Annotated in this window: 11 protein-coding genes and 1 pseudogene; 7 read left to right on the forward strand and 5 right to left on the reverse strand. The window is 72.5% G+C overall.

From position 1 onward, the window contains the following. From ACFV5N_RS18490 to ACFV5N_RS18510, 5 genes are all read right to left on the reverse strand, one after another. A partial coding sequence (locus ACFV5N_RS18490; RefSeq protein ID WP_385600753.1) for a S26 family signal peptidase occupies positions 1 to 279 on the reverse strand: 279 nt, incomplete at its 3' end. A 38-nt stretch (positions 280 to 317) separates the two neighbouring features. Beyond that, positions 318 to 488 (reverse strand): hypothetical protein, encoded by a 171-nt coding sequence (locus tag ACFV5N_RS18495; protein ID WP_385600756.1) that lies wholly within the window; start codon positions 486 to 488, stop codon positions 318 to 320. Between the two features lie 29 nt (positions 489 to 517). Further along, positions 518 to 931, reverse strand: a complete 414-nt coding sequence (locus ACFV5N_RS18500) for an ATP-binding cassette domain-containing protein (protein ID WP_385600759.1) — start codon at positions 929 to 931, stop codon at positions 518 to 520. Positions 932 to 1,027: 96 nt separating this feature from the next. Beyond that, positions 1,028 to 1,558 carry a MauE/DoxX family redox-associated membrane protein gene (locus ACFV5N_RS18505; RefSeq protein WP_385600762.1) on the reverse strand — a complete coding sequence of 177 codons (531 nt, stop codon included), beginning with the start codon at positions 1,556 to 1,558 and terminating at the stop codon, positions 1,028 to 1,030. Further along, entirely contained in the window at positions 1,555 to 2,331 is a 777-nt protein-coding gene (locus ACFV5N_RS18510; RefSeq protein ID WP_385600764.1) for a BTAD domain-containing putative transcriptional regulator, read from the reverse strand. The genes ACFV5N_RS18505 and ACFV5N_RS18510 overlap by 4 nt, the downstream gene beginning before the upstream one ends. A gap of 328 nt (positions 2,332 to 2,659) precedes the next feature. On the opposite strand from ACFV5N_RS18510, the gene ACFV5N_RS18515 reads away from it, so the two are divergent. The 7 genes and pseudogenes from ACFV5N_RS18515 to ACFV5N_RS18545 form a co-directional block, all read left to right on the forward strand. After that, positions 2,660 to 5,467: an FtsX-like permease family protein gene (locus ACFV5N_RS18515; protein WP_385600766.1), complete on the forward strand. Its 2,808-nt coding sequence runs from the start codon at positions 2,660 to 2,662 to the stop codon at positions 5,465 to 5,467. A gap of 50 nt (positions 5,468 to 5,517) precedes the next feature. Further along, entirely contained in the window at positions 5,518 to 6,285 is a 768-nt protein-coding gene (locus ACFV5N_RS18520; protein ID WP_385600769.1) for an ABC transporter ATP-binding protein, read from the forward strand. Positions 6,286 to 6,314: 29 nt separating this feature from the next. After that, positions 6,315 to 7,886, forward strand: coding sequence for a bifunctional folylpolyglutamate synthase/dihydrofolate synthase (locus ACFV5N_RS18525; protein ID WP_385600772.1), 1,572 nt, complete (start codon positions 6,315 to 6,317; stop codon positions 7,884 to 7,886). After that, the gene (locus tag ACFV5N_RS18530) at positions 7,886 to 8,233 is read left to right on the forward strand and encodes a DUF4233 domain-containing protein (RefSeq protein ID WP_385600775.1); all 348 of its coding nucleotides are present in this window, start codon (positions 7,886 to 7,888) and stop codon (positions 8,231 to 8,233) included. The genes ACFV5N_RS18525 and ACFV5N_RS18530 overlap by 1 nt, the downstream gene beginning before the upstream one ends. 101 nt (positions 8,234 to 8,334) lie before the next feature. Next, on the forward strand, positions 8,335 to 8,748 hold the full coding sequence (gene ndk, locus ACFV5N_RS18535) for a nucleoside-diphosphate kinase (RefSeq protein ID WP_385600778.1): 414 nt from the start codon (positions 8,335 to 8,337) through the stop codon (positions 8,746 to 8,748). Positions 8,749 to 9,100: 352 nt separating this feature from the next. Beyond that, positions 9,101 to 10,120, forward strand: coding sequence for a rod shape-determining protein (locus tag ACFV5N_RS18540; RefSeq protein ID WP_019432861.1), 1,020 nt, complete (start codon positions 9,101 to 9,103; stop codon positions 10,118 to 10,120). Positions 10,121 to 10,249: 129 nt separating this feature from the next. After that, positions 10,250 to 10,348 (forward strand): annotated as a pseudogene (locus ACFV5N_RS18545) (rod shape-determining protein MreC); the annotation flags it as partial.

Raw genomic sequence — 10,348 nt, forward strand, 5'->3', positions numbered from 1 at the left:
GCCCGGCGGCATCGGGTCCCCGGGCAGCGCGGCCAGCCGCTTCACCCACAGCCGGGGGACGCTCTCCCCGGGCGGGGGAAGGAACACGGCACCGCCGGGCAACCGCACCGGGCACACCACCAGATCCCCCACCCGCAACCGCCCCGCCGCCACCCGCCGCACCAGCAGCCGGTCCCCGGCGTACAGGGTCGGTTCCATGCTGCGCCCCTCGACGCTGCTGTACAGGAACCCCCGGCGTGCCCACGCCACCAGTGCGCCGCAGGCGAGGATCGCGGCCACGGAGCCCGCCCACCGTCCCCGCCTGCCCCGGCGCCCGGTCACGCGCCGTCCAGCTGGAAGCCCGCGGCCTGGCTGCGGAACGCCGTCGCGTAGTGGCCGCCGGCCGCCAGCAGCTCCGCGTGCGTGCCGAGTTCGGCGATCCGGCCGTCCGCCGGCACCGCGATCCGGTCGGCGTCGCGGATCTCGCTGAGCCGGTGCGAGACGAGCACCCGGGTGCGCCCCGCGCCGTGGTGGTGGATCAGCCGGCCGACCTCGGCCTGGGCTGGGGGTCCCCCCGGACGGAGTCTGGGGGAGGATCGAGACCGGACGTCGGCTCGTCCAGGACGAACAGGTCCCGGTCCTCGCGCATCAGGGAACGGGTCAGGGCCAGGCGCTGGAACTGCCCGCCGGACAGCACCACGCCGTCGTCCTCGCCGCTGTCGCCGAAGTAGCCGCGGCTGAGCATGGTCCGGTAGCCGGCCGGCAGCGCCGCCAGCACGTCGTGGATGCCCGCCCGGCGTGCCGCCTCCTCCACGCGCCGCTGGTCATCGGCGTGCGCGGGGCCGCCGAGGCCGATGTTCTCGGCCGCCGTCATCTCGTCGTTCATGTGGTCCTGGAACGCCGACCCGCAGGCCGGTGACCGTGTGGTCGGTGGGCCGAGGGCCGGGCACATGGGCCGGTTCCGCGCGCAGCCGGCAGATGATGCCGTAGCACAGCAGCAGATTGAGCGCGATGACGGCCAGCGCGAGCCCGGACAGTACCAGGGCGATCACGTGCGCCTCCTGATCGTGGACGGGAAGAACAGCTCCGTGATGTCGTCCAGGCCCATGAGCACCAGCGCGGCCACCGAGCCGACCGCGATCGACACGGCCAGCACCTCGGCGTGCGCGGGCCCGGCGGCGGGCAGCAGCGCAAGGCCGCACCCGGCGGCGAGCAACAGCACCCCGTTGCACACCAGATGGACGCCGCGCAGCGGCCGGACGCCGGGCCCGAAGCAGGCGCAGCTGACCGCGCGCCGCCCGATGACGACCCGGGCCACGCCGGCGGTGAGCGCCGACAGCAGCAGCGCGGCGAGCACCAGGCCGTAGGGGGCGGTGGGTGTCGGCAGCACCAGCAGACCGGCGGCGGCCTCGGCGGTGATGACGGCACCGGCGGTCAAGGGGACGAGGCGGGCGGGCAGGCCGAGTTCCCGCAGGGTGCGGCGCAGGGCGCGGACCCCGGACGGCCGCAGCTTGCCGGTGGCGGACACCAGGAACACCACGGCCAGCAAGACTTGGCAGCTCAGCAGGACATACGTCATCGGCCCCCCTCGCCTCGGTGGCTGGACGGCCCCGAACGTGAGGAGGCCCCCGCATATGGCCGATACATCAAGCGCTCGCACAGCTCGGCGAGTTCGGCGTCGGGGTCGCGGCCGAGCCTGTCGCGGAAGGCGGCGCGGGCCATCGCGTACGACTCGGTGAGCCGGCCGTGCTCGCCGAGCCGGTGGTGGGCGCGCAGCACGTACTGCCAGCCGCTGGTGCGCAGCGGGTCGGCGGTCACGGCCTGCCAGGCGGTGTCCAGGGCGCGGCGCGGTTCGTCGAGGGCGAGCCAGGTGCCGGCCAGATCCTCCAGGGCACGCAGCCGTTCGATGTCGAGGTGGGCGAGTTCGGCGGCGAGCGGCCCGCGCCGGTCGAGCCCGGCGGCGGCGTGCTCGGAGCGCCACAGCTCCAGGGCACGGCGCAGAGCGACGGCGGCGCCGCGCGGGTCAGCGGCGGCGAGCAGATCGCGGCCCCGGTGCACGAGCCGGCCGAAGACCAAGTGGTCGCTGTCGTGCGGGGACAGGCGCAACTCGTAGCCGCCGCCCGGATGGCTGAGCAGGATGTCGGCGCCGTCGCCGGGCAGGGCCCGGCGCAGCCGGTGGACGTAGGTGCGCAGGTTCGACAGCGCGGACAGCGGTGGTTCGCCGTCCCACAGCGCCTCGCTCAGGGTGTCGAAGGACACCGCCCGGTTGGGCCGCAGCAGCAGCACGGCGAGCACGGCCTGCGGCTTCCCGACCCGCGGCGGTGGCTTCCCCTCCCCAGTGCAGATCTCCACAGGACCCAACAGCCTGAACACGAGTCGCGGTTCGGGCATCATCGAAGACTTCTCCCACCCCTGGGGAACTACGGAACGAATGGTGCCGGTGACGCAAGATCCGACCATAGAGGTGAAGCGCTTCACCTGGGAACCGGTGTGTGTGGGCAGGATGCGGCTCGCCGTTCCGGCCGATCGGCGGACCGTGCTGTCGAAGCGTTTCGAGGGACGGAGTGGTGTCCGGTGTACCGACTGTGTGCGCGGGGTCTCTACGGTGTCCGCCACGAGGAACGGCGGCCCGCCGGGCCGCCGTCCGTGACCGCCTGGTCATCCCACCCCTGAGGACCCCGTGCTCGCCCTGATCACCCAACAACTGCGCCGCCGTTCCGCACGGGCGGTGACGCTGCTCGCCGGCGTGCTGGTGGCGAGCATGGGGTTCATCCTGCTCACCGGCTCCGTCGACACCTCCCGGCTGCGGGTGCAGGCCACGGCGGACGCCAACTTCCGGGCCGCGTACGACATCCTGGTCCGCCCGGTGGGCGCCACCAGCGAACTGGAAGCCCAGGCGGGTGAGGTCCGGCCGAACTTTCTGTCCGCCCAGTTCGGCGGGATCACCCTGGAGGAGTGGGAGCGCATAGCCGCCCTTGACGGAGTGGAGGTGGCGGCCCCGATCGCCATGCTGGGCTACCACAGGACGGATCTGTGGATCGACGTGGACATCACGGAGTCGCTGGATCCCGCTCTGGACCAGCAGGTGCTCAGGCTGGACCGCACCTGGATCGCCGATCGGGGGCTGACCCAGGCGCTGGATCCCGGGCCGGACTTCGTGTACGTCACCACGAATCGCGTCCTGGAGCCCCGTAAGGTTCCGTTCTCGGACGGCGTGATGCTGGAGGACGGCTATCTGCTCGACGGCGAAGTGCTGCGCATCGACACCGGCGGCTGCCAGGACAGTCGTCCGGCCGCGGAAATCCTGCCCCATGGGGACGTGCTGCCTCTGTGCCGGCTCGACCACTACGCTCACCGTGCCGATCCACTGACGTCCGAAGGCCGGGACCGGCTGATCGTGGTCGAGTGGCGGGAGGACGGATCCTTCTCCACCACCGGTACGGGCGAGGTCGACCACCCGAAGGCCGGCGAACGGGCCGTCATCCGGATCCCCTGGCCCACGACGCTGCTGGCGGCTGCCATCGATCCGGCGTCCGAGGCAGCTCTGGTCGGACTCGACTCGGCCATGGTGAAGGGCGTCTATCTGACCGCCGACCCGCCGCAGGTGACAGACGGGCACCCGGGGATGGACCGGGTCGGCATACCGATGCTGGTGTCATCACAGCCGCAGACCGAGGAGTCCGTACGCGTCGATGTGGGCCGCCTCGCCATGGACGCCGCCGACCTGCCCGGCAGAACCTCCGCCGACATGGAACACCAACTGCCGCAGGTGCCGGTCGAGCCGCTCGGCTCGGAGACCAGGGACTACGCGACCGCCTACACCGGCGTGGTGGAACGGGATGACTTCGGAGTGTGGTTCAACAGACTCCAACAGGCTGACCCGCCCGTGTACCGGCCCGGGACCGATGTCCTGCGGCCCGACACCACCGACCAGAACACCCGGAACAACTGGACGACGGAAGTGTCCCTCGGGGAGGGCGTGCCGCCGTGGCTCACCCAGGACACCGGATTCCGTCAGTTGTATGGCACCACCGAGCTCCTGGCGAGCGCCGGCGGAAACGCCGTCGGCACCTTCGACCCAGGCGCCGTCCAGGAGTTCTCCGAACTCTCCGACGTTCCCCTGGAGTCCTACCGCCCCGCCGCCGCCCCGGGGGCGGACGAGCGGTCGCGGGAGCTGCTGGGGGAGCGGCCCTGGCTGCCCAACAGCAACCCGACCGGGTATCTCGCCACCCCGCCCCAGCTGCTCACCAACCTCGCCTCCCTCGACTACCTGCTGCACCCCGCCTCCCAGCAGGCCGCCGCGCCGCTGTCCGCCGTGCGGGTGCGGGTCGCGGGGGTGACCGGACTGGACGACGCGTCCCAGGAGCGGGTGCGGCAGGTCGCCGAGCGGATCGCCACCGGTACCGGGCTCACCGTCGACATCACCGTCGGCTCCTCGCCCGCGCCGCGCGAGGTGGAGATCGCCGCCGGGCAGTTCGGGCGCCCCGGACTGCTCATCGAGGAGCACTGGACCCGCAAGGGCGCCGCCGTCGACCTCGTGCGGGAGGCGGACCGCAAGAGTGTGCTGCTGTCCGGTCTCGTGCTGCTGGTGTGCGCGCTGTTCACCGGCAACCTGGTCGCCGCCTCCGTCCGCACCCGGCGCGCCGAACTCGGCACACTCGCCTGCCTGGGCTGGTCCGGGCGCCGCCTCGCCGCACTGGTGCTCGGCGAGGTCGCCGCCGTCGCGGCCACCGCCGGGGTGCTCGCGGCCGTCCTGGCCCCTGTGCTGGCCGGGCTCACCGGGCTGACGGTACGGCCCGCCCTCGTCCTGCTGACCGTGCCGCTCGTCATCGCCCTCGCCCTGCTGGCCGCGCTCGGACCGGCCCTGCGCGCCGCCCGGATCGGGCCCGCCGGTGTGCTGCGTCCGCCGGTGGTGGCGGGGGGACGGGCCTGGGCCCGCCGTTCGGTGCCGGCGCTGGCCGCCGCCCAGGTCACCCGGGTGCCGGTGCGCGCCGCCCTGGCCGTGCTCTCGCTGGCCGTCGGTATCGCCGCCGTCACTTTCGTCACCGCCGTCCTGGGGCACTTCCGGGGCGCCGCCGCCGGAACGCTGCTCGGCCAGGCCGTGACGCTGGAGATCCGGGCCGTGGACCTCGCCGCCGTCGCGCTCACCGTGCTGCTGGGCGCCTTCGCGCTCGCCGATGTCCTGTACGTCGGCCTGCGCGAGCGGGACGCCGAACTCGCCGTACTGCGCGCCACCGGCTGGAGCGACCGCGCCCTGACCCGGCTGGTGATGGCCGAGGGCGCGCTGCTGGGCGCGGCCGGTGCCGTGCTGGGGGCCGCCGCCGGGGCGGGACTGGTGGCGTGGGTGGTGGGCGCGCTGCCCGCCGGCGTCCTCGGTACGGCCCTCGTGGCCGCCGCCGGCGGGGTGGGTCTCGCGGTGGCCGCCTCGCTCTTCCCGGTCCGGCTGGTGCGGGGCCTGCCCCTGGCCGCCCTGCTCAGCCGTCAGTGACATCCGTGACCGTCCACGACCCGCAGATCCCCACGAGAGGTGGCCGCCCGATGAACAGCCCAGGACCCGGCGGCGTCCCGGTGACCGTGAAGGACCTGCGCCGGACGTTCGGCTCCGGCCCCGAGAACCGGATCACCGCCGTGGACGGGGTGCACCTGGACATCGGGGCCGGCGAGTCGGTGGCGCTGACCGGCCCCTCCGGCTCGGGGAAGTCCACCCTGCTGCACCTCATCGGCGCCGTGGAGCGCGCCGACGCGGGCGTGATCCGGGTGGGGGAGGAGGAGATCACCGCACTCGGCCGCCGCGAGCTGGCCCGCTACCGGGGACGGATCGGGTTCGTCTTCCAGCGCTTCCACCTGCTGCCCGCGCTCACCGCGCTGGACAACGTGCTGGCCCCGCTGCTGCCGCGCCGCAGGGCCGACACCCCGTTCGACCGTGTCGAGCGCGCCACCGGCCTGCTGGCGGCGGTCGGGCTGGCGGGCCGGGAGAAGGCGCTGCCCTCCCAGCTCTCCGGCGGCCAGCAGCAGAGGGTGGCGATCGCCCGCGCGCTGATCGCCGGGCCCCGGCTGCTGCTCGCCGACGAGCCCACCGGCAATCTCGACTCCGCCACCGGCGCCCGCGTCATGGACCTGATCGAGCGGCTGGCCGCCGAGCACGGCTGCACCCTGCTGATCGCCACCCACGAGGAGGCGGTGGCCGGGCGCTGCTCCCGGGTGCTGACGCTGCGGGACGGGCAGCTCGTCGCGGACGAGCGCACCGGCCGGGAGGAGCCCGCCGCCACCTCTCACCTGGATACCGATCCGGATAAGGGGCGGTGAGTGTCGGTGGGGGTTCGTAGACTGGCACCGTGACTGAGCACTCCCGCCCCGAGCCCCCCGATTCCGGCGAACCCGGCGACCTCGACGCCGCGGCCTTCGAGGAGCTGATCGGTGCCGAGACGCAGCGGGACCCCGATCTCGCGGTGATCGAGGCCGGCAGCCGCACGCTGCGCACCCAGGCGGGCCCGCCCGCCGGGGACGGCGTGCCGGACCGCCCGGCCGATCCGGAGGTGGACCGGGCGCTGCGCGAGGTCGAGACGGAGCTGTCCAAGCGCTGGGGCGAGACCAAGCTCGACCCCTCCGTCACCCGCATCAAGGCCCTGATGGACGTGCTCGGCGAGCCCCAGCGCGCCTACCCGGCGATCCACATCACCGGCACCAACGGCAAGACCAGCACCGGGCGGATGATCGAGGCGCTGCTCGGCGGCTTCGAGCTGCGCACCGGCCGCTACAGCAGCCCGCACGTGCAGTCCATCACCGAGCGCATCAGCCTGGACGGCGCGCCGCTGCCCGCCGAGCGGTTCGTCGCCGCGTACGAGGACGTCAAGCCGTACGTCGAGCTGGTGGACGCCCGCGAGGAGTACCGCCTCTCGTTCTTCGAGGTGCTCACCGCGATGGCCTACTCGGCCTTCGCCGACGCCCCGGTGGACGTGGCGGTGGTCGAGGTCGGGATGGGCGGCACCTGGGACGCCACCAATGTGCTGGACGCCGGGGTCGCGGTGATCACCCCGATCAGCCTGGACCACACCGACCGGCTGGGCGGCACGCCCGCGGAGATCGCCGCCGAGAAGTCCGGCATCGTCAAGCAGGACGCCACCGTGGTGCTGGCCCAGCAGCCGATCGAGGCCGCCTCGGTGATCCTGCGCCGCGCCGTCGAGGTGGACGCCACGGTGGCCCGCGAGGGCATGGAGTTCGGCGTGGTGTCCCGGGAGATCGCGGTCGGCGGGCAGCTGCTGACCCTGCGCGGCCTGGGCGGCGAGTACCCCGACATCTTCCTCCCGCTGCACGGCGAGCACATGGCGCACAACGCGGTGGTGGCGCTCGCGGCGGTGGAGGCGTTCTTCGGCATCGGCGCCACCCAGGCGTCGCGCACGCTGGACATCGAGGTGGTGCGCGCCGCGTTCGCCTCGGTCACCTCCCCGGGGCGTCTTGAGGTGGTCCGCTCCAGCCCCACGGTGCTGCTGGACGCCGCGCACAACCCGGGCGGGGCGCAGGCCGCCGCGGCCGCGGTCTCCGAGGCGTTCGGCTTCAGCCGGCTGATCGGTGTGGTCGGCCCCAGCGCCGACAAGGACGTCAGCGGCCTGCTGGAGGCCTTCGAGCCGATCTTCACCGAGGTCGTGGTGACCCGGAACTCCAGCCACCGCGCGATGGACGTGGACCAGCTCGCCGCGGTGGCCGTGGAGGTCTTCGGCGAGGACCGGGTGCAGGTCGAGCCGCGGCTGGACGACGCGCTGGAGGCGGCGATCTCGCTGGCCGAGGCGGAGGACGAGTACGCCGGGGCCGGGGTGCTGATCACCGGCTCCGTCATCACGGTCGGTGAAGCCCGCATGCTGCTGCGCGGCCCGGGACGGCGCGGCGGCCGGGAAGCGGGGGACCGCTGATGCGTACCCTGTGCGCTTCCACGCTGATCTCCGAGGTGCTGGTCATCGGTCTCGCCGCGCTGGTCGCGGTGCGGCTGACCGACACCCCGGCGGCCACCGTCTGGGCCGTCAGCGGCACCGCGATGGTGCTGTGCCTGCTGCTGTGCGGCTGGGTGACCCGGCCCGGCGGGGTGCAGTTCGGCTGGGCCCTGCAGATCGCGCTCATTGCCAGCGGCGTGGTGGTTCCCGCGATGTTCGTGCTCGGCGTGATCTTCGCCGGGCTGTGGTGGGCATCGGTCCATTTCGGCCGGAAGGTGGACGAGATCAAGGCCGCGCACGCGGCCGGGGCCGCTGCCGCGGCCCGGTAGCCCCGGCCCTGGTGAGAGACGGGGCCCGCGTCTTGGGTAAGGTGCCGCTCATACTTCCCCGGAATTCCCGGATCCCCCTGTCTCCCCAGGAGCCGCCCACCATGTCCCAGCGCACCCTTGTCCTTCTGAAGCCGGACGCGGTCAGGAGGGGTCTGATCGGCGAGATCATCGGCCGCATCGAGCGGAAGGCGGGCTGGACCATCACCGCGCTCGAACTGCGCACCCTGGACCGGGCCACGCTGGAGACGCACTACGCGGAGCACAAGGGCCGGCCGTTCTACGAGCCGCTGCTGGAGTTCATGACCTCCGGGCCCTCGGTGGCGCTGACGGTGGAGGGCGAGCGGGTGATCGAGGGCCTGCGCACCCTCTCGGGGCCGACCGACCCGATCGCCGCCGCGCCGGGTTCCATCCGGGGTGACTTCGGGACGATCGTCCGGGAGAACCTGATCCACGCCTCGGACTCCGAGGAATCCGCCGAACGCGAGCTGAAAATCTTCTTCCCCGGGCGCGCCTGAATCCCCGCTGAATCCCCGTCAGTCCGACACGGGGTCCGGCCTGCGGCATCAGCCTGAGCGCATTCCGCCTTTGTGGTATGTACAGTCGAACGAGGGAACCCGTCACCCGAACACGACGTCACCATGATGGAGGGCGGGCACGGTTCCCGCGACAATGGCGAAAGCGGCGCTCCGGCGCTCCGTGTTCGACCGGCCGTGGATACGATGGCATCAGCCGCCACACTCCTCCCCGGACTCCCGTCCGGGCGCGGGAGTACCCCCCAGGCGCGCACCGTTCATCGCACCCCCGTGCCGACCTCCCCGCCCACATCGCTCCAGCTGGAAGGCCAGATGTATCCCTATGGCGAACAATATGTCGTTCATCGGACGTGACATGGCAGTCGACCTCGGGACGGCCAATACGCTGGTGTACGTCAGGGGTCGCGGGATCGTACTCAATGAGCCGTCGGTCGTCGCCATCAACACCAACACCGGCGGCATTCTCGCGGTCGGTGCCGAGGCGAAGAAGATGATCGGCCGGACCCCCGGCAACATCGTCGCGGTACGCCCCCTGAAAGACGGGGTCATCGCCGATTTCGAGATCACGGAGCGAATGCTCCGCTACTTCATTCTCAAGATCCACAAGCGGCGTTATCTCGCCCGCCCCCGGGTCGTGGTCTGCGTGCCTTCCGGTATCACCGGGGTCGAGCGGCGGGCCGTCATCGAGGCGTCCACCCAGGCCGGTGCCCGCCAGGTGCACATCATCGAGGAGCCGATGGCCGCGGCCATCGGCTCGGGCCTGCCGGTCCACGAGGCCACCGGCAACATGGTGGTGGACATCGGCGGCGGCACCACCGAGGTCGCGGTCATCTCGCTGGGCGGCATCGTCACCGCGCAGTCCATCCGGGTGGCCGGTGACGAGCTGGACAACGCGATCATCCAGCACATCAAGAAGGAGTACAGCCTCCTCCTCGGTGAGCGCACCGCCGAAAGCATCAAGATCACCATCGGCTCGGCCTACGAGACCGACGAGGACGAGCACACCGAGATCCGGGGCCGCGACCTGGTCAGCGGGCTCCCGAAGACCGTGGTGATCTCCTCCGCCGAGGTGCGCAAGGCCATGGAGGAGCCGGTCAACTCCATCGTCGACGCGGTCAAGACCACGCTCGACAAGTGCCCGCCGGAGCTGTCGGGCGACGTCATGGACCGGGGCATCGTCCTGACCGGCGGCGGCGCCCTGCTGCGCGGTCTGGACGAGCGGCTGCGCCGCGAGACCGGTATGCCGATCCACATCGCCGAGGACCCGCTGGACTCGGTCGCGCTCGGCTCCGGCAAGTGCGTCGAGGAGTTCGAGGCCCTGCAGCAGGTCCTCGACGCTCAGCCCAGGCGCTGAGCACCCCGCCGCGCACCCCGGCCGGACACCCCCGATCCGCCGCGTGGAGGACACCACTCCACGCGGCGGATCGTTAGTGGGGGAGACTCCCCATTGATTTCCTGTTCCAGAAAGGCACGGCCGCCGCACGTGAGGGACACACGAGAGAGCCGACTGCTTCTCGTTCTGCTGGTATCCATCGCGTTCGCGCTGATCACGATGGACATCCGGGGCGGGGAGGAGTCCCCG

Source organism: Streptomyces sp. NPDC059853 (assembly GCF_042731495.1).
GTDB lineage: Bacteria > Actinomycetota > Actinomycetes > Streptomycetales > Streptomycetaceae > Streptomyces.

Bases quoted from the DNA above. Each gene is read 5' to 3' on its own strand.
- ACFV5N_RS18500 (WP_385600759.1), bottom strand. From the start codon at position 931: ATGTGCCCGGCCCTCGGCCCACCGACCACACGGTCACCGGCCTGCGGG.
- ACFV5N_RS18505 (WP_385600762.1), bottom strand. From the start codon at position 1,558: ATGACGTATGTCCTGCTGAGCTGCCAAGTCTTGCTGGCCGTGGTGTTC.
- ACFV5N_RS18520 (WP_385600769.1), top strand. From the start codon at position 5,518: ATGAACAGCCCAGGACCCGGCGGCGTCCCGGTGACCGTGAAGGACCTG.
- ACFV5N_RS18530 (WP_385600775.1), top strand. From the start codon at position 7,886: ATGCGTACCCTGTGCGCTTCCACGCTGATCTCCGAGGTGCTGGTCATC.
- ndk (WP_385600778.1), top strand. From the start codon at position 8,335: ATGTCCCAGCGCACCCTTGTCCTTCTGAAGCCGGACGCGGTCAGGAGG.
- ACFV5N_RS18540 (WP_019432861.1), top strand. From the start codon at position 9,101: ATGTCGTTCATCGGACGTGACATGGCAGTCGACCTCGGGACGGCCAAT.